This is a genomic window from Pseudomonas sp. ANT_J28 (genome assembly GCF_008370005.1).
GTDB classification, from domain to species: domain Bacteria; phylum Pseudomonadota; class Gammaproteobacteria; order Pseudomonadales; family Pseudomonadaceae; genus Aquipseudomonas; species Aquipseudomonas frigoris.
Genome location: NZ_VOBM01000022.1, coordinates 46,132 through 63,704, shown reverse-complemented (window position 1 = coordinate 63,704; position 17,573 = coordinate 46,132). Strand labels below are relative to the sequence as shown.

12 protein-coding genes are annotated in these 17,573 nt (G+C 60.6%); 5 read left to right on the top strand and 7 right to left on the bottom strand.

Annotation, left to right across the window (positions count from 1 at the left end; genetic code table 11):
- The first annotated feature begins 3 nt into the window (after positions 1 to 3).
- Entirely contained in the window at positions 4 to 531 is a 528-nt protein-coding gene (locus FQ187_RS16880; protein WP_056743429.1) for a single-stranded DNA-binding protein, read from the top strand.
- Between the two features lie 73 nt (positions 532 to 604).
- Here the strand turns inward: FQ187_RS16880 and FQ187_RS16875 are convergent, their stop codons facing one another.
- The gene (locus tag FQ187_RS16875) at positions 605 to 2,809 is read right to left on the bottom strand and encodes an OsmC domain/YcaO domain-containing protein (RefSeq protein WP_149630373.1); all 2,205 of its coding nucleotides are present in this window, start codon (positions 2,807 to 2,809) and stop codon (positions 605 to 607) included.
- A 153-nt stretch (positions 2,810 to 2,962) separates the two neighbouring features.
- Entirely contained in the window at positions 2,963 to 3,517 is a 555-nt protein-coding gene (locus FQ187_RS16870; RefSeq protein WP_149630372.1) for a cysteine hydrolase family protein, read from the bottom strand.
- A 101-nt stretch (positions 3,518 to 3,618) separates the two neighbouring features.
- Here FQ187_RS16870 and FQ187_RS16865 point away from each other — a divergent pair, with 101 nt between their 5' ends.
- From FQ187_RS16865 to FQ187_RS16855, 3 genes are all read left to right on the top strand, one after another.
- Positions 3,619 to 4,605, top strand: coding sequence for a GlxA family transcriptional regulator (locus FQ187_RS16865; RefSeq protein ID WP_149630371.1), 987 nt, complete (start codon positions 3,619 to 3,621; stop codon positions 4,603 to 4,605).
- A gap of 176 nt (positions 4,606 to 4,781) precedes the next feature.
- Entirely contained in the window at positions 4,782 to 5,891 is a 1,110-nt protein-coding gene (locus FQ187_RS16860; protein ID WP_149630370.1) for a DUF3182 family protein, read from the top strand.
- Positions 5,881 to 6,639, top strand: coding sequence for a S9 family peptidase (locus FQ187_RS16855; protein ID WP_149630369.1), 759 nt, complete (start codon positions 5,881 to 5,883; stop codon positions 6,637 to 6,639). Before FQ187_RS16860 ends, FQ187_RS16855 begins: the two co-directional genes overlap by 11 nt.
- Positions 6,640 to 6,651: 12 nt before the next feature.
- Here FQ187_RS16855 and FQ187_RS16850 read toward each other — a convergent pair whose 3' ends face one another.
- The 4 genes from FQ187_RS16850 to FQ187_RS16835 are packed head-to-tail and all read right to left on the bottom strand — an operon-like array spanning position 6,652 to position 10,641.
- On the bottom strand, positions 6,652 to 7,641 hold the full coding sequence (locus tag FQ187_RS16850) for a lysylphosphatidylglycerol synthase domain-containing protein (RefSeq protein ID WP_149630368.1): 990 nt from the start codon (positions 7,639 to 7,641) through the stop codon (positions 6,652 to 6,654).
- On the bottom strand, positions 7,641 to 8,924 hold the full coding sequence (clsB, locus tag FQ187_RS16845) for a cardiolipin synthase ClsB (RefSeq protein ID WP_149630367.1): 1,284 nt from the start codon (positions 8,922 to 8,924) through the stop codon (positions 7,641 to 7,643). The genes FQ187_RS16850 and clsB overlap by 1 nt, the downstream gene beginning before the upstream one ends.
- A complete protein-coding gene (locus tag FQ187_RS16840; RefSeq protein ID WP_149630366.1) occupies positions 8,921 to 9,718 on the bottom strand; it encodes an endonuclease/exonuclease/phosphatase family protein in 798 nt (265 codons plus the stop codon). The genes clsB and FQ187_RS16840 overlap by 4 nt, the downstream gene beginning before the upstream one ends.
- Positions 9,715 to 10,641 carry a DUF72 domain-containing protein gene (locus FQ187_RS16835; protein ID WP_149630365.1) on the bottom strand — a complete coding sequence of 309 codons (927 nt, stop codon included), beginning with the start codon at positions 10,639 to 10,641 and terminating at the stop codon, positions 9,715 to 9,717. The genes FQ187_RS16840 and FQ187_RS16835 overlap by 4 nt, the downstream gene beginning before the upstream one ends.
- Positions 10,642 to 10,982: 341 nt before the next feature.
- Between FQ187_RS16835 and FQ187_RS16830 the strand changes: the two genes are divergently transcribed.
- Positions 10,983 to 13,112 carry a mechanosensitive ion channel family protein gene (locus FQ187_RS16830; RefSeq protein ID WP_149630364.1) on the top strand — a complete coding sequence of 710 codons (2,130 nt, stop codon included), beginning with the start codon at positions 10,983 to 10,985 and terminating at the stop codon, positions 13,110 to 13,112.
- A 106-nt stretch (positions 13,113 to 13,218) separates the two neighbouring features.
- On the opposite strand, the gene FQ187_RS16825 is transcribed toward FQ187_RS16830, so the two are convergent.
- Positions 13,219 to 17,535, bottom strand: a complete 4,317-nt coding sequence (locus FQ187_RS16825; RefSeq protein ID WP_149630363.1) for a DEAD/DEAH box helicase — start codon at positions 17,533 to 17,535, stop codon at positions 13,219 to 13,221.
- Between the last annotated feature and the right edge of the window lie 38 nt (positions 17,536 to 17,573).

The following is a 17,573-nucleotide window of genomic DNA, read 5'->3' as shown; positions in this document are numbered from 1 at the left end:
GTTATGGCCCGTGGGGTTAACAAAGTCATATTGGTCGGCACTTGCGGCCAGGATCCCGAAGTTCGCTACTTGCCTAACGGTAACGCCGTGACCAACCTGAGTCTGGCGACCAGCGAACAGTGGACCGACAAGCAAACCGGTCAGAAAGTCGAGAAGACCGAATGGCACCGTGTGTCGATGTTCGGCAAAGTTGCCGAGATCGCCGGCGAGTACCTGCGTAAAGGTTCGCAGGTCTACATCGAAGGCAAGCTGCAGACCCGCGAGTGGGAAAAAGACGGTATCAAGCGTTACACCACTGAAATCGTGGTCGACATGCAAGGCACCATGCAACTGCTGGGTGGCCGTCCACAACAGGGCGACCAACAAGGCGGGGGCAATAACTACCAGCAGTCCGCCCCGGCCCCACGCCAACAGGCTCCGCGTCCGCAGCAGTCGGCAGCACCGCAACAGTCGCGTCCGGCGCCACAACAGCAGGCAGCGCCGCAGCCAGCTCCGGATTTCGACAGCTTTGATGACGATATCCCGTTCTAAAAAGCAGCTGCTTGATCAGTGACACCATAGAAAGCGAAGCCATTGATCCGGCTTCGCTTTTTTGTGGGCGCTGTTAACTGGATAAAGCAGTCACATTGGCTCGCGCCGAGTGCAGTTTCTTATAGCTATCGATCAACCGCAGGTGCCTGTCGAGCCCCTCCAGTTTCATGCTGGTCGGCGTCAAGCCATGGAAGCGTACGCTGCCGTCCACCGATCCGATCGCTGCATCCGTCCGCTCGTTGCCAAACATCCGGCGGAAGTTGGCCTCGTAGTCTTCCAGCTCCAGGTCTTCGTCCAGCTTCATCTCCAGCACCACGTTCACGGCCTGGTAGAACAAGCCACGCTCAACCGTGTTGTCGTTGTACTGAAGGAACATCTCAACTGCCTCTTTCGCCTCTTCAAATTGCTGCAAGGCGAGATAAATCAGCAGCTTCAACTCCAGGATGGTCAGCTGACCCCAGGCCGTATTGTCGTCAAATTCGATGCCGATCAAGGAAGTGATGTCGGTGTAGTCATCCAGCTCACTTTCCACCAGACGCTCAACCAACGCTCGCAGTTCGTCTTCGTCCAGGCGATGCAGGTTCAGGATATCGGCGCGGAAGAACAGCGCTTTGTTGGTGTTATCCCAGATCAGATCGTCTACCGGATAGATCTCCGAATAGTCCGGCACCAGGATGCGGCACGCCGTTGCACCAATGTGCTCATACACCGCCATATACACTTCTTTGCCCATGCCTTCGAGAATGCCGAACAAGGTCGCGGCTTCTTCGGCATTCGAGTTTTCACCCTGGCCGGAGAAGTCCCACTCCACGAATTCGTAATCGGACTTGGAGCTGAAGAAGCGCCACGACACCACGCCGCTGGAATCGATGAAGTGCTCGACGAAGTTATTCGGCTCGGTCACCGCATGGCCTTCAAACGTCGGCTGGGGCAAGTCGTTGAGGCCTTCGAAGCTGCGGCCCTGGAGCAATTCGGTCAGGCTGCGCTCCAGCGCCACTTCCAGGCTCGGGTGCGCGCCGAACGAGGCGAACACACCGCCGGTACGCGGGTTCATCAAGGTGACGCACATCACCGGGAATTCACCGCCCAGGGACGCATCCTTCACCAATACGGGGAACCCTTGCTCTTCCAGCGCCTGAATCCCGGCCAGTATTCCGGGGTACTTCGCCAGCACATCGGCGGGCACATCCGGCAGTGCAAATTCACCTTCGATGATTTCGCGTTTTACCGCACGCTCGAAGATCTCCGACAGGCATTGCACCTGGGCTTCGGCCAGCGTGTTGCCAGCACTCATGCCGTTGCTCAGGAACAGGTTTTCAATCAGGTTGGACGGGAAATACACCACTTCGCCGTCCGACTGGCGCACGTATGGCAGCGAGCAGATGCCGCGCTCTTCATTGCCCGAGTTGGTGTCGATCAGGTGGGAACCACGCAACTCGCCGTCGCGGTTGTAAATCTTCAGGCAGTATTCGTCGAGGATTTCGGCCGGCAGTTCATCTTTACGGCCAGGCTTGAACCAGCGTTCATCCGGGTAATGCACAAACGGCGCGTTGGCGATCTCTTCGCCCCAGAACTGGTCGTTGTAGAAGAAGTTGCAGTTGAGTCGCTCGATAAACTCGCCCAACGCCGACGCCAGCGCGCCTTCCTTGGTCGCGCCCTTGCCGTTGGTAAAGCACATCGGCGAGTGCGCATCGCGGATATGCAGCGACCACACGTTGGGCACGATATTGCGCCACGAGGCGATTTCAATCTTCATGCCCAGGTCCGCCAGAATGGCCGACATATTGGCGATGGTCTGCTCCAGCGGCAGATCCTTGCCCGCAATATACGTGCTCGCCTCTGAGGTAGAAGCAGGCATCAGCAACGCTTGGGCATCGGCGTCGAGGTTTTCCACCTCTTCGATCACAAACTCAGGCCCGGCTTGCACCACTTTTTTCACGGTACACCGGTCGATGGAACGCAGGATGCCCTGGCGGTCCTTGTCGGAAATATCCGCCGGCAACTCGACCTGGATCTTGAAAATCTGGTTGTATCGGTTTTCCGGGTCAACAATGTTGTTCTGCGACAGGCGGATGTTTTCGGTGGGAATACTGCGAGTGTCGCAGTACAGCTTCACGAAATAAGCCGCGCACAACGCCGACGAAGCCAGGAAGTAGTCGAACGGACCCGGTGCCGAGCCATCGCCCTTGTAGCGGATAGGTTGATCGGCCACCACCGTGAAGTCGTCGAACTTGGCTTCAAGTCGAAGGTTGTCGAGAAAGTTGACCTTGATTTCCATGGGGGATTACCAGAATAACGGCTAGACGATTTGGCCGCCATTATCCGGCTTTTTGGCCGTAAGTCTCAGAAAAAAGGCCAGTCACGTGCGCACGCGACTGGCCTTCTTTGTTTCGGGAACGTCGGATTGCAGCCCCTGACGCAGAAGCGTTGATCAGTGATGCGCCGCCAGGAACTCGTCAGTGGACACTACGCTTGCATAGGCGAAGCCCAGGGCCGACATGAACGCGGCGTGCACATGGGCTGCCGGAACGGTGACGCCGTTGAACTCCAGATCACGGGAGGCACAGGCGTCATGAATCACCGTGACGGTATAGCCCATGTCGGCAGCCGCGCGGGTGATGCCGTCGACACACATGTGGCTCATGCTGCCGACGACGACCAGTTCCTTGATGCCTTGCTCGTCGAGGATTGGCTGTAGTTCGGTTTCGCGGAACGAGTTTACGAAGTGTTTGAGCACGACCGGTTCGTCGGCGCGGTTGAGAACTTTAGGGTGCAGCTTCGCGCCTTCGGAGCCCGGAGTGAAAAAGGGCGCTTCGTCGGAGGTGAATTCGTGGCGGATGTGCACCACCGAATCACCGGCATCGCGGAAGGCTTTGAGCAGACGAACGGCGTTGTCCGCCGCGGCATCGGCGCCGACCAGCGGCCACTTGCCTTGAGGGAAGTAGTCGTTTTGGATATCAACTACGATGAGTGCTTGCTTGACCATGACTGTTTCCTCGAAGTGCTTCTTGGTGTGGAATGTAGTATTGGGTCTGGCAGGCCGTCCGAGGATTGGCCGCACCGACAATAGAAGGGGGAAAACTGACAATGGACGCAGAAAGGGCAATCGCCGAACTGGGCGTGCTGATCTACCCCGGCGCGCAGATGGCGGCGGTGCATGGGTTGACGGACTTGATCGGGGTGGCAAACCGGATTGCCGCCGAGCATCAGACGGCGCAGTTGCCGTTGCTGCGGGTCAGCCATTGGCAGGTTGACGGCGATCAGACGCCCGAGCGGGTCTACGACAGTCATCCCGCTGCGGACGGCGCGTTGGTGGCGGTGTTGATCCCGCCGTCTATTGCCGGTTTTTCCGAAGGCCAGGCACCGCAGCGGCTGATTCGCTGGCTGCGTCTGCAACACGCCAATGGCGCGACACTCGGCGGGGTTTGTGTGGGGTCGATTCTGTTGGCCGAGAGCGGCCTGCTCGACGGCCGTAGCGCCACTACCCACTGGACCTCGGCTAAAGCCTTCGCCGAGCGTTACCCGGCGATCAAGCTCAAGGCTGACACACCCATTGTTGACGATGGCGATCTGATCACGACCGCCGGGCTGATGGCCTGGTCCGAACTGGGCTTGCGTCTGGTCAACCGTCTGCTGGGGCCGAGCATCGCCACCAGCACCGCGCGGTTTCTGGTGGTGGAACACAGCGACAGCGCGAGTGAATGCGGCAGCAATTTTTCGCCCATCCTCAGCCATGGCGATGCTTCGATTCTCAAGGTCCAGCATTGGCTGCAAAGCACCGGAGCGACCGATGTGTCGCTGGCGACGATGGCCGAGCGGGCAGGGCTGGAAGAGCGCACGTTCCTGCGTCGATTTCGTGCGGCAACCGGACTCAAACCCACCGAGTACTGCCAGCACCTGCGGGTCGGCAAAGCCCGGGAAATGCTCGAGTTCACCAACGGCACCATCGATCACATTGCCTGGACGGTGGGGTATCAGGATCCGAGTGCCTTTCGGGCGACGTTCAAGAAAATTACAGGGTTGGCGCCGAGTGATTACCGGACACGGTTTGGGGTGGGAGCGAGTCAGGGCTGAGCGCCAGTCGTGCAAAATGCCAGAGTTGAAACGCTTGTCGTGCAGAATCAAACAGGCAGGGTGCCACATGTTTTTCGCAACTGGCTGATTTGAAAAGCGTTTGTCTTCGGTCCCCCTTGGCCTGATCTCTGCACCCCTTCAACCACATTCATCAAGCGCAGATTGAAGGGGGACGCATGACCCCAACAAATCGCAAAAAGCTGGTGGTCGCCCACTCCGTGCGCCCCGAGGCTCCATTGCACGAAGTGGAAACCAATCGTGCGCTGGCCCGTTGGCTGGCGCAGATCCTGGGGCTTAAATACGGCGGCAGTTACGACCCCGAACTGCACAACGGTCGAGACCTTTATCTGTTGCCGACCCAGACGCTTGTTGGCGTCGCTGCCGCCCGGCAATTGGGCGTCAAGGGGCCGGAGGATTTATGGGGCGGTTACGTCGACCATGATTTCATCTGTACCAAAGCCATCAGTCACGGGCTGCGCAACAAAGATGCTCACGCACCGGAAGGCTGGTCACCGTTGTTTTCCGAACGGGTGCGCAGCGTGGTGCTCGACGGCCTCAGTGTTTTTTCCATGGCCGATGCGCGTCCTGCGGCGGAGCATCTGCTCTACAGCGGCCCTATCCGCATCAAGCCGATTCATGCCTGCGCCGGACGCGGTCAGGAAGTGATCAAAAGCCTCGACCAGTTCGATGCCATTCTCGCCAGACCCGAGGCCAATGCGCTGTTCACCGAAGGTGTGGTGCTGGAGCAGGACCTGGACCAAGTGATCACCCACAGCGTCGGTCAGAGCTTTATCGGCGACACGGTGCTGAGTTATTGCGGTGATCAATACTTGACCGAAGACGGTCAGGGCGAGCAGGTTTATGGAGGGTCCAACCTGCTGGTGGTGCGAGGTCACTACGATGATCTGCTCGAACTGGAACTACCGGACGATGTGCGGCTGGCGATCCGCCAGGCGCAAGTGTTCGACCGTGCCGCGGATGAGGCTTATCCCGGTTTCTACGCCTCGCGGCGCAACTACGACATCGCCCAAGGTGTCGACAGTAATGGCAAGCAGCGCAGCGGTGTGCTCGAGCAGTCCTGGCGGATGGGCGGTGCCAGCAGCGCCGAAGTGGCCGCCTTGCAAAGCTTCGTCAACGACTCCGGGATGCGCGCCATTCGCGTGTCGTCGGTCGAGACCTACATCGACCAGCCGCTTCCGGCGGACGCCATCGAGGTGTATCGCGGGCCGGCGCAAAACAGTGACTTTCTTCTCAAGTACGTAACGGTTAAATCCTATGACGGCTAGAAGCGAAACCATTCAAATCGACATCGACGATGAACAGATGGTCGGGACTTTTCTCAGTCCCAAATCGAAAGTCCCCGGCGTGCTCTTTGTGCACGGTTGGGGCGGCAGTCAGGAGCGAGACCTGGAGCGGGCCAAAGGCATCGCCGGTTTGGGTTGCGTGTGCCTGACGTTCGACTTGCGCGGACATACCGGCGGGGCCGGAATTGCGCTAAGTCGCGTCACGCGCGAAGACAACCTGCGCGACTTGCTGGCGGCGTATGACCGCTTGCTCGCGCACCCCGCGCTCGATACATCGGCGATTGCCGTGGTCGGCACCAGTTATGGCGGTTACCTGGCCTCGATCCTGACGTCATTACGTCCGGTGCGCTGGCTGGCGCTGCGGGTGCCGGCGCTGTATCGCGATGATCAATGGCACACGCCCAAACGTGACCTGGATAAGCTCGATTTACGTGATTACCGCCGCACGTTAGTGCGCGCCGACAGCAATCGGGCACTGCATGCCTGTTCGCAATTTACCGGGGATGTGCTGCTGGTTGAATCGGAGACCGACGACCATGTGCCCCACGCAACCATCATGAGTTACCGCGCGGCCTGTCAGCAGACTCACTCGCTGACCCACCGGATTATCGACGGCGCCGATCACGCCTTGAGTGAGCCTGTGTCGCAACAGGCGTACACCTCGATCCTGGTGGGCTGGATCACCGAAATGGTGGTGGGCGAGCGGTTGAGCATTATTCAGTCATCGTGAAAATACGGACTGTTAATGCCTCGGTTTCTTCTCGATCCGCAACGACTTGGCCTTGGCTTCCACGATCAGGTACATCACCAGGGTAATCAGTAGCGGCAAGATGAAATAGATCGCCCGATACGCCAGCAATCCGGCCACCAGGCTGCCTCGGGATACTTCATGTTGCAGCAGCGCCACGAACACCGCTTCCAGCACGCCAAGCCCGGCAGGAATGTGCGTGATGACCCCGGCAATCGCGCTGATCAACAACACCCCAAGCACCAGCGGGTAATCCAGCTTGCTCGGCAGCAAGGTGAAAATCACTGCCGCCATCAGCGACCAGTTCAGCGCCCCGAGGGCCAGTTGCAGCACTGCCATGCGCAGGGACGGCAGGTCGATTTCCACTCCTCGTATCGCCCATTCCCGACGCTTGGAAAACTGACACGCTGCCAGATACCCCGCACTCACCAGCAGCAACAACACGCCCACACCTTGCAAGGCGCCGCTGCTCAGCTTCCAGCCTGGCGGCATTCGCACCAGCCCGCTGCTGAACACCGCACCGGCAATCACCATGTAACCGAACCAGTTTGTCGCGAGGCTCAACCCGAGAATTTTCGCGATGTTGCCCTTGCTCACCCCGAGTCGCGAATACAGCCGATAACGCATGGCAATACCGCCGACCCAGGCACTCAGGTTGAGGTTGAAGGCATAGCTGATAATCCCCACCGGCAGGATCTGCTTCCACGTCAGGTCCTGGCGAATGTAGGTACGGCCGATCAGATCGAAACAGGCGTAGACCAGAAAGCTCACCAAGGTCAGGCAGGATGCGATGATCAGCGTGCGCACTTTGAAATCGGCCAAGGTGTCGAACACTTCATCCCATTCAATGCGCTGGGCAAGCATCGTGAACAGCACGATCAGCGCCAGGAAAAACAGCATTGTCAGGGGCCGTTTCCAGCGGCTCCAGCGGGATTTGGTCGGGTTGTCGGCGTGGGTCGCCGGTTGTGTATCAGAGTGGCTCATCAGGTGTCACTCCCGGCGGAATGGTTAAAAGGTTTCAGGCGCGGTTTATGCGCCGGCAACCAACCGGCCCAGGCGGGGAAGTGCCGCAGAAAGTGAAACACCAGAAAACCGACGGTCATGTGCCAGACCCGCCCGCGCGGGGCCTTGTCTGCGCACATCGCCTTGCAGTGGTGGTTACTCAGGTCCTCGAGGCGCTCGAACAGGTCGCGGTTGAAGGCGCGATCGCGGATCAACACATTGGCTTCCAGGTTCAAGGACAGGCTCAGTGGGTCGAGGTTGCTCGAACCGACCGTGCTCCAATCCTCATCCACCAGCGCGACTTTGCCGTGCAGCGGACGGTCGCAGTATTCGTAAATCTGCACGCCGGATTTGAGCAGATAGTCATAGGTCATGCGCGCGGCGAGTTTGGCCGCCAGCATATCGGGCTGACCTTGCAGGATCAGTCGCACATCAATGCCACGACGCGCCGCGTTGCGGATCTCGCGCAGCAGGCGATAGCCCGGAAAGAAGTAGGCATTAGCGATCACCACCCGGCGCTGGGCACTGCGCAGCACCTGTCGGTACACCTCTTCGATGTCGGTCGGGTGCTCGCCATTGTCGCGGTACACCAGGCGAACCTGGCCGTCATGATCGGTGAACGCCAGCTCCGAGCGCCGTTGCCTGCGGCGTTGCCACCAGTATTTGGCCCGGGCCGGGCGGCCGCATTGCAGCAAGGCGAAGTGATGGATGTCGGCCACCGCCGGGCCTTGCACTTCAACGGAATAATCCTGCTTGGCCTCAGGACCGAAGTCAGCCAGATGGTCGGCAGAAAAGTTGATGCCGCCGATGAACGCAATCGTGCCGTCGACCACCACGATCTTGCGGTGCAGGCGGCGGAACCAGTTGGTGCGGATGCCCAGGTGTTTGGGCGCAGGGTCGAAAATCTGGATGCGCACACCGGCCTCGCTCAGGGCGGCGAGGTATCCCGTGCTCAGTTCACCGCAGCCAAAGCCATCGAGACTGACGGTGATCCGCACGCCGCGTTGAGCGGCGGCGAGCAGTACGTCCTGCAGCTCGTTACCGACCTTGTCCTCGAACACAATGAAGGTTTCCAGCAGGATTTCAGTCTTGGCCTGACGCATGGCCTCGAACACCCGAGGGAAATACGCTTCGCCGTTTTCCAGCAGCTCTACGCGGTTGTTGCCTTGCCAGCCATATTCGACGTCGACCACCCCCGGCTCACGAATCGCCGGGGTCGTGGATAAGTGCTCCACATGGGTTTTATCCATCGATGGGCTGCTCATAGCTCGATCTCCACCGATAGTGGTGCATGGTCGGAAAGGTGTGACCAGGGTCGCGCGGCCAGCACTTGCGGCTGACTGGCCTTGAGGTTGCGCACGTAGATGCGATCGAGGCGCAGCGCTGGCAAGCGCGCTGGAAAACTGCGCGCTGGTTTGCCGTGGAGTTCGGCGAAAACCTCCCGCAGACCGCTGGGTTTGAGCAGTGCGTCGGCGCGCTGGCGCCAGTCGTTGAAGTCACCGGCAACGATCACCGGGGCATCGCTGGGCAGTTCTTCGAGGCACTGGGCCAACAACTTGAGTTGTTCGGTCCGGTGGGTTTCGCGAAGACCCAGATGCACACAAATGGCATGCACTTCCTGGCCGTCACCGGGCAGGCGCAGCACGCAATGCAGGATGCCGCGGCTCTCGTGACCGCTGATGGAAACGTCGAGGTTGTCGTGGCGAATGATCTGGAATTTCGACAGCAGCGCATTACCATGATCGCCCGCTGGATAGACCGCATTGCGTCCATAGGCGAACTGCGGCCACAGGGTGTCGGCGAGGAATTCGTATTGCGGTATCGCCGGCCAATTGCTGTAGCGCTGGGGATGATGCTCGTGGGTGCCGTGGACTTCCTGCAAAAACACCACGTCGGCGGACACGCTGCGCACCGCTTCGCGCAATTCGGGCAGGATGAAGCGCCGGTTGAGCGCGGTGAACCCCTTGTGCGTGTTGACCGTCAGCACGGTAAAGCGGCGCACGGCGGTGATGATGGGTTGCTGTTCGTCGGTGGTGCCGACCGGTTCGGAAATGCTCATGACAGCACCCCCTCGGCGACCCGTTCACCGGGACGGGTGGCGAGGTCCTTATCCAGATGAAAGCGCTCCAGCAAGCGGCGGGCATCGAAGGGCGCGCGAACTTTGATGTCGTTGTCGAAGTAGCAAAACACCTCACGGGATTTGCGCGCCTTGGGTTTCTGCCGGGGCGCGATCAATTGCGCGTCGCTCGGTTGCTGGCCGTGATGCCAGGCCTCGATCCGGTCGCCCCAGCGTTTCAGCGCCTCGGGGGTGTAACCGCTGGCATAGAGTTCTTCGGCACCGTGCAGGCGCAGGTAGACGAAGTCGCTGGTGAGGTCTTCGCGGTACGGCCATTTACCGGCGGTGTCGGCGATGACGAGGGCCGCGTTATAGCGTTTGAGCAGGCGGATGAAGGCCGGGTCGACGAAGCTCTCGTTTCTGATTTCTACGGCATGGCGCAAAGGCTTTTTCCCGTAGGCCTTCAGGCTGGCGTGACCGTTCACGTGCGAATCATGCTGGCGGGCGAGGGTGGCGGCCTCTTCGGTGTTGTGCGGCAACTGCTCAAGAAAGGTTTCGAACAGATCGGCATCGAATTTGAAGTTGGGCGGGAATTGCCAGAGGATCGGGCCGAGTTTTTCTTTAAGTTCCAGCACCCCGGATGCAAAGAAATTTGCCAGGGGTTCATGGACGTCCCGCAGTCGCCTGATGTGGGTGATGAAACGCGGGGCTTTGACGCTGAAAACGAAGCCCCTCGGGGTTTCGGTGTACCACTGGGCATAACGTTCTGGCCGTTGCAGGGCGTAAAACGATCCATTGATTTCGATGCTGTTGACCGCCCGTGAGGCGAATTGCAATTCGCGCTTGTGGGTCAGCCCCTTCGGGTAGAAATCCCCCCGCCAAGGCGTGTAGCGCCAGCCTGAAATACCGATGTGAATCGCCGCCATATCGCCTCCCGTCTAATGGTTCTCGGACTGCCCTGTCTTTTGATGACTGCGAGGCGTGCGAGAAAGTTTCGATGGGAGTACGGATGGTTAAAGCAGCTATCAGTGTCCGGCGATCACTCGGGCCGTGCCTGACAGGATGGCGATTGCGCTGAAGGGCTGCGCAAGCAAGGCCATGGGCATGGGCATGGCTACAACTTCGGTCGATTAATTGATGGAGCGCAGTGTCCGGGTTTGGGTTGTGCGGAAAAATAGAGGGGTGGCCCTTGATTTCAGCCAAAAACCGAACTTGCCTACAATTCCCCGATCAGTTCCTTACAGACCCTTTCGCAGGAGCGCCGCGTTTGTTCAAGTTCAAGACCGCGATACTACTGGGGGCGTTGCTGATTCTGGGCAGCAACGAGCTGGAGGCCGCCGCACTACTGGGTGTGCCGGCGGCGGCCACGGCCACGACACCACTGACACACCCCGAACCGCTGGTACAGGGTGGTTTACTGGGTGCCATCAGTTCGAGCATTGAGGACGTCCAGAGCAAACTCGATCTCAACGAGGACTTGCTCGACGCCTGGCGTCTGCGTGCAGACCGGGCGGCGGTTGAGGTGGATCAACTGGTCAATCGTCCTTCGGCCCGTTCGAGCTGGAGCGTGGCGGGGGATTTCCTGCTGTTGTCCGGTGTGTGGATGGGCGTCTTTGCGCTGCTCTGGCTGCTGGGAGGACTGCTCGCCAAACGTCTGTGCCAAAACCGCCTGCTGCTCACTCGCGAGCGCGGACAGGCATTACTGGGTTATGTGTTGCCCTACACGGTCCCGGCGTTGATCAGCCTGCCGCTGACGCTGTATGTCAGCCACTTCCTTCAAGTGTCCGCCGGCCGGGCGCTGGCATTGTGTTTCGCCTATGCCACCAGCAGCGGCATTTTTGCCGCGTCGTTGCTGTTGTCGCTGGTGGTGCTGTTCAACGCCGGCCACAAGCGCCGGGCGGTGCAGATTATTCGTCAGTACAGCCCACGATCGCTGTTTTTGATGGGCTTCCTCGTGGCCCTGAGCGACGCCTTGACCAGCCCGCAGATCGCCCGCCTGCTCGGCGGCAATCTCACCAGCAGTATCGCGGTGTTCACTGGGGTGGCGGCCTCGATCACCTTTGGCTTTTTAGTGATCAAGATGCGCCGTCCGGTCGCCCATCTGATCCGCATTTTGCCGTTGGCCCAGCGCCTCAGTCAGCCGGCCTTGCGTGAAATGTTGCGGATCTTTTCCGGGCTCTGGTACTGGCCGATTCTGTTGATGGTGCTGGTGTCGGTGATCAATCTGATCGGCATCGGCGATGACAACCAGAAAGTACTGCGCTGTGCGCTGTTTACCACGGTGTTGCTGATTGCGATGGTGTTTCTCAGCACGTCGCTTCATCACCTGTTCAAGTCGCGCAGTGAGTTGGCCGTACGCCGCAGCAGTGCCTACAAAGAGCGCTTTCTCAGCCTTTCGCATGCGTTGCTGCGCATCGCCCTGGCGATTGTGTTCATCGATGTCCTGGGGCGCATCTGGGGCGTGTCGCTGTTCGAGTTTGCGGTGAGCAATTCGGTCGGCCGGGCGATCAGCGATTCCCTGAGCCGTATCGGTTTGATTTTCCTGGTGACCTGGATGGGCTGGGTGGTGTTGGACACGGCGATTCAGGAAGCCCTGAAGCCACCCGTTAACAAACGCTCGGCGCGCCAACCCAGTACCCGAACCAAAACCATCCTGCCGCTGCTGCGCAACGCAATAAAAATCATCCTGGTGGTGATCTGCGCCATCACCACCATGGCCAACCTGGGGATCAACGTTGCACCCTTTCTGGCCGGTGCCGGTGTCGTAGGGCTGGCGATCGGTTTCGGTTCCCAACAATTGGTGCAGGACGTGATCACCGGGTTGTTCATCATCATCGAAGACACGTTGTCGATTGGCGATTGGGTCGTGCTCGACTCTGGCCACGCCGGCACCGTTGAAGGCCTGACCATCCGCACTTTGCGCCTGCGCGACGGCAAGGGGTTTGTGCACTCGGTGCCGTTCGGGCAGATCAAGGCCGTGACCAATCAATCGCGGCAATTCGCCTATGCGTTCTTTTCGGTGCAATTCACTTACGACACCGATGTCGACAAGGCTATCGAGTTGATCCGCGAGGCCGGGGACTCCATCCGCGACGATGCGTTCCTCAAGTACAACCTGCAAGGGCCGCTGGATGTGTTTGGTGTCGACAAGATGGACCTCAACGGCGTGGTGCTGACGGCACAGTTCCGCACCGTGTCGGGTGGACAATACGCAGTGAGTCGGGCGTTCAACCAGCGTTTGAAAAAGCTTGTGGATAACAGCCCGTGGGTGCATTTCGCGCAGACTTATCCACAGCAGGTCTTGATGCCCCGACAGGCTGTTGAGCCGCCGCAAAGCGATGGGCTTGCATCGGAGCATTCATCAGTGTTCCTGCCCGATCAGCCGAGAACTCAATAATTTTGTTGGCAGTGATGGCCCCTTCGAGAGCAAGCCCGCTCCCACAGGGGGAATGCGATCAAATGTGGGAGCGGGCTTGCTCGCGAAGGGGCCAGGCCAGGCAACGTCAATGTTGGATCAGTTTGCTACGGACCTCAGCACTGGTCTGCTGATCAAACTCTAGCCAGAAAATCTGCTTGCCGGCAATCTCGGCAGCGGCGGGCAATCCATCGCGATACACCAATCGATTACTCGCTAACGCTGGCACCTTCGCGCCAGGCAAAAGCGTCCCGGCGAGGTTCAGCGGATCAACCCCGCACACGGCAATCAAACTTCCGTCATGCGGCCGTCGCCGCACTTCGCGCAGTAACGGAATGGCCTCGGGCAATGCAAACTGTTCACCGGCCAAACCACTGACAAACCGCCCGCCGCGAATCTCGCCTCGAGCTTCCAGGCGATGGAAAGTGCGCAGCAATTCCCGCCAGCTCGGCAGCCAATCCGCTTCACGTTCCAGCAAGCGCCAGAACACTACGCCGTAGCGCCGGAGCAAGGTCATCGCGATATGTTCAAGGGTGTCGGTCGGCGTCGGGGCCGGTCGTCTGTTATCCACAACCGGAGCTTGCGCCCCGCGTCGCAGCAAGGCCCAGCGCCCGGCATCGTCCATCCCGCCGACAAACGCTCCGCGCCCGCGTCGGCTGCTGCGATTCTGTCGCTTGCTGGCCGGAGTGATCAGGGCTCGCAGACCGGCGAAGCTGTCGGCGTTCACTAGCCCGGCGCCTACGAGTTCCTGCAAGGCGATTTCCAGTTCCGAGCGCAGCAGGTGGGCTTCGTGAGTCAGCTCATCGAAAAACAGCGCACCGTGTTGGCTCAGGGCTTCGTAGACTTTTTGCGTTTTGGGTGACAGTTCGCTGACCGGCGTCTGCTCGGTCAACCCGCTCCACAACCCGACCTGACTGCGTGGCAATAGCAGAATCGGCGTGCTGCGCAGCGCCGTGCTGGCGCTCTTGTTGCGCGCGGTCAGCCGTGTCCAGACCAGTTTGCCGCTGCGACACAGGTCATCCAGCCAACTGGCCGAATAGTCTTTGACCCGCGCCGGCAAAATATCGCTGTCCCAGGCTGAAGCGGCGACGGGGTAGCCTTCGAACTGACCGACTATCGCGGGCAACACTGCGTTGCCCTGACCCTGGGTCGCGGCGGACAGATGCTGCCAGTCGAACAGGAAACGCATGAAGTCCTGCAACGCCACGGGATCGATTTCCCGCCGCAGACGCTTGACGGTGTAGCGGTGAATCCGCGCCAGCAGGTGTCGCTCGCACCATTCTTCCTCCGTCGTGCCGGGCGTGAATTGACCGCGCAACACATAGCCTTCGCGTTCCAGTTGCGCCAACGCCTGGGTGACTTGAGTCGCCGGTAAACCGAGCGGTTCGGCAATCGCATTCAGCGGCAACGGACCGAACGCGCTGAGCCGCGCACGGATCACTTCGAGTACCGCTTCGTCCGCCGTCCAGATTTCATCGAACCCGGGCAACGCCTCCAACGGTGGCTGCAAAATCGCTTGTGGATAAATCGCGTTCAGGCAAGTCAGCCGCTCCAGGGCCAACCATAGCGCTTGCCCGGCATTGACTTGCAAGCGGCTGGCGCGACCGCTGTCGGCCAGGGCGTTCAGCCAGTCGAGCCAGTCTGGATGGGCCTGGGCCTCGGCGTCGCTGATGCACGCGAGGCTCATCAACGCTTCATGCATTTCATCGACGCCAGTCGGCGTTGGCCAGGCTTCCTCGCGCACGGCTTGAATCGCTTGCGCATCCAGCGCGCCGAGGTCGTCGGTGGACTGCGGATCGCTCCAGCGGCGGTTGAGTACCGCTTGAGTGCGGCGCTCTTCCAGCGGCGCATCATCGAGAAAGGTGTAAGGCCGGGCACTGAGAATTTCCGCTGCCAGCGGCGAGGGCGCCGGCAGGTCGCGGCTGATCAGGCGGATGTCGCCCCGTTCCATGCGCCGCAACAACGCCAGCCAGCCTTCGCAGTCCATGGCCTCGTGCAGGCAATCATCGAGGGTTTGTTCCACCAGTGGATGGTCGGGAATTTCCCGTTCGCCCGCGAGGTTTTCCACGCAGGCCATCTGGTCGGGAAACACGCTGGCGATCAGGTCTTCGCTTTTCATCCGCTGGATCTGCGGTGGGACTTTGCGTCCGCCACTGTAGCGCGGCAGCGCCAGAGCGACCCCGGCATTCCAGCGCCAGCGCACACCGAACAGCGGCGCATCGAGCACGGCTTGAATCAGGGTGTGCTCGGCGCTGTTGCTGTGCAGGTAGCGCCATACATCATCGAGTTCAAAGCTGTGGCTGGTGGACAGCGACAGGACGATGGCGTCTTCGCTGGCGGCGGCCTGCAATTCGAAGTTGAAGGTGCGGCAAAAACGCTTGCGCAGGGTCAGGCCCCAGGCGCGATTGATGCGGCTGCCGAACGGCGTGTGGATGATCAGTTGCGTGCCGCCGGACTCGTCGAAAAAGCGCTCCATCAGCAGTGTGTCTTGTGACGGCAGGGCGCCCAATGTCAGGCGCGCACGGGCCAGGTAATCGACCAATTGTTCGGCGCTGGCCAGGTTCAGACCGAGGGTGTCGGTCAGCCAGTCGATCGCGGGCTGCAAGTGACCGGGTGTGGCGCCGAGCAGCTCATCGAGTTGCGCTTGCAGCCGGGCCACGGCAAACGACAGTTCCGCACTGCGCCCCGGCGCTTCGCCGAGCCAGAAGGGAATGGTCGGCGGTTGGCCCTGAGCGTCTTCGACCCGGACCTTGCCGGTTTCGACCCGCAGAATCCGGTAGGAGGTGTTGCCCAATTGGAAGACATCCCCGGCGATGCTTTCCACCGCAAAGTCTTCGTTGACGCTGCCGATGTTCAGCCCTTGGGGTTCGAGTAAAACGCTGTAGTCGGCGTTGTCCGGGATCGTCCCGCCGCTGGTCACGGCGGTCAGTTTGGCGCCCCGGCGACCGCGCAGGGTGCGGGTCACGGCGTCGCGGTGCAGGTAAGCGCTGCGGATGCCCAGGCGGCCGTTGTAGCCTTCGGCGAGCATTTGCAGCAGCGCTTGATAGTGTTTTTCGTCGAGTTCGCTGTAGGGCGAGGCGTTGCGGAACATCTCCAGCAGCGCCTGCTCCTGCCATTCCTGGCAACTCACCTCGGCGATGATTTGTTGCGCGAGGACCTCCAGCGGTGCCTTGGGGATCAGCAAGGTGTCGAGTTCGCCGCGCCGCACACAATCGAGCAGGGCGGCGCATTCGATCAGGTCGTCACGGGTGGTGGCGAACAAACGGCCCTTGGGTGTGCCGCCGACCTGGTGCCCGGAGCGGCCGACCCGTTGCAGGAACCCGGCAATCGAGCGTGGCGAAGCAATCTGGCAGACCAGGTCGACATCGCCGATATCGATCCCCAGTTCCAGGGACGCTGTGGCGATCAGCACTTGCAGGTCGCCGCGCTTGAGCCGCTGTTCGGCGTCGAGACGAAACTCCTTGGCCAGACTGCCGTGGTGGGCGGCCACCGCGTTCTTGCCGAGGCGTTCGCTCAAGTGACGGCTCAGGCGTTCGGCGAGGCGTCGGGTGTTGACGAAAATCAGCGTGGTGCGGTGTTCGCGGGCGAGGGCGGCGAGGCGGTCGTAGACCAGTTCCCAGATGTCGTTGGCCATCACCGCCGACAACGGCACGGGCGGCACTTCGATGTCCAGATCCCGCGGGCGGGCGTGGCCGATGTCGATGATTTCGCACGCGCGACCACGGCCAACCAGAAATTGCGAGACGGCTTCAATGGGTTTTTGCGTGGCAGACAGGCCGATTCGCATCAGCGGTTGCGCGCACAACGCTTGCAGTCGCTCAAGGCTCAGGGCCAGGTGACTGCCGCGTTTGCTGGCGGCGATCGCGTGAATTTCGTCGACGATCACCGTGCGGGCGGTACTGAGCATTTGCCGACCGGAGTCGGAGCCGAGCAGCACGTAAAGGGATTCCGGGGTGGTCACCAGAATATGCGGCGCGGTCTTGCGCATCGCCGAGCGGTCTTTTTGCGGCGTATCGCCGGTGCGCACGGCGGTGTTGATCTGCAGTTCGGGCAGGCCCATCGCGCGTAACTGCCCGGTGATGCCGGCCAGCGGGTCTTGCAGGTTGATCTGGATGTCGTTGGACAGGGCCTTTAGCGGCGAAACGTAGACCACCAGGGTTTCATCCGGCAGATGGCCGCCGTTGGCCATTGCGCGGTGGACCAGGTCGTCGATGACCGCGAGGAATGCGGTGAGGGTCTTGCCGGAGCCCGTGGGTGCGGCGACCAGGGTCGAACGGTGCTGGCGGATCAACGGCCACGCCCGGGCCTGGGCGGCGGTGACCGTCGGGAAGGTGCTGCTGAACCAGGCGCTGACGGCGGGGTGGAAGCCTGCCAGGGCGCTGTCCGTCGGGATTGGCAGATTCATGCAGCAATTTATGCGGGCGGGGGGCTGAAGATGCAAGT

Excerpts from the sequence above, each read along its gene's own strand:
- FQ187_RS16880 (WP_056743429.1), top strand. The coding sequence starts at position 4 with ATGGCCCGTGGGGTTAACAAAGTCATATTGGTCGGCACTTGCGGCCAG.
- FQ187_RS16875 (WP_149630373.1), bottom strand. The coding sequence starts at position 2,809 with ATGGAAATCAAGGTCAACTTTCTCGACAACCTTCGACTTGAAGCCAAG.
- FQ187_RS16870 (WP_149630372.1), bottom strand. The coding sequence starts at position 3,517 with ATGGTCAAGCAAGCACTCATCGTAGTTGATATCCAAAACGACTACTTC.
- FQ187_RS16865 (WP_149630371.1), top strand. The coding sequence starts at position 3,619 with ATGGACGCAGAAAGGGCAATCGCCGAACTGGGCGTGCTGATCTACCCC.
- FQ187_RS16860 (WP_149630370.1), top strand. The coding sequence starts at position 4,782 with ATGACCCCAACAAATCGCAAAAAGCTGGTGGTCGCCCACTCCGTGCGC.
- FQ187_RS16855 (WP_149630369.1), top strand. The coding sequence starts at position 5,881 with ATGACGGCTAGAAGCGAAACCATTCAAATCGACATCGACGATGAACAG.
- FQ187_RS16850 (WP_149630368.1), bottom strand. The coding sequence starts at position 7,641 with ATGAGCCACTCTGATACACAACCGGCGACCCACGCCGACAACCCGACC.
- clsB (WP_149630367.1), bottom strand. The coding sequence starts at position 8,924 with ATGAGCAGCCCATCGATGGATAAAACCCATGTGGAGCACTTATCCACG.
- FQ187_RS16840 (WP_149630366.1), bottom strand. The coding sequence starts at position 9,718 with ATGAGCATTTCCGAACCGGTCGGCACCACCGACGAACAGCAACCCATC.
- FQ187_RS16835 (WP_149630365.1), bottom strand. The coding sequence starts at position 10,641 with ATGGCGGCGATTCACATCGGTATTTCAGGCTGGCGCTACACGCCTTGG.
- FQ187_RS16825 (WP_149630363.1), bottom strand. The coding sequence starts at position 17,535 with ATGAATCTGCCAATCCCGACGGACAGCGCCCTGGCAGGCTTCCACCCC.